The following is an 828-nucleotide window of genomic DNA, read 5'->3' as shown; positions in this document are numbered from 1 at the left end:
GTTACCGATATTGGCAGCGATGGCGCTCGCCGGAATCGGGAAATCAACGCTGCCGCTCGTGCTGCCGCCCTTGGCTGGGAGGACGGGAGAACCTGCGGCGCCGTTGCCGAGCATGATGACTCGGATGTTATCGGTGGTGAGCATACCGGTGTAGCTCACCCGGACCGTGCCCCCATTCAAGGCGCTCAATGGGGCCAGGGTTACCGAGGCTCCACTGCCTGAAGCCTGGAGCAGCACGGGCAGGCGCAGGTCCCCGAGTGCCGAGCGCACGATGTAGGTGGACGTGGGGAATTCCTGGGCAGTGGCCTCGACAGCGCTGCCGTCAAAACTCACGTTGCACGTAACAGTGATCTGCCGGTTATCCGGCAATGCCGCCAGCCAACTGCGCAGTACCGCCTTGTTCACCAGGCCGTTCGCCGCTTCCGACGAAGTGATCTCCACCCCATCAAGCACCGGCAAATCATCTACGCCGACGCTGCTGCACCTCAACCACACCCGTTGTCCCTGAGCACTCAACCGCCACTTGGCCAACGACGCCGTCGCGTTGCCAGTAAAGGTATTGAGGTCGAGTGTGCCGTTATGGGCGATGCCGTTGATCAGCGGTCTGGGCAAGTCCGACTCGCGCAGGGTTTGAACGGTCAGGGTCTGGACAAAGGAATCTACCTCGTCACCGTTAATAACGGCGATATAGCGCAAGGTGATTGTTTTACCCACGCTGTCGGCCAGGATCTTCTGGCTGATGGCGAAGTCGACGCGACCGCCATCCAGGCCATCCTTGGCGGCAATAGTGGCCATGCTGCCGTCGGGGTAGATCCACTGCAAATGAAT

The 828-nt window shown here is 60.9% G+C and carries 1 pseudogene; it reads right to left on the bottom strand.

The window, feature by feature from the left end:
• Positions 1-828 (bottom strand): annotated as a pseudogene (locus tag AC07OT_RS30955) (hypothetical protein); the annotation flags it as partial.

The sequence above is a fragment of the Pseudomonas sp. GW821-FHT09C10 genome (assembly GCF_059418085.1).
The sequence above is the reverse complement of the archived record's forward strand: the minus strand, read 5'-3'. Positions and strand labels throughout refer to the sequence as shown.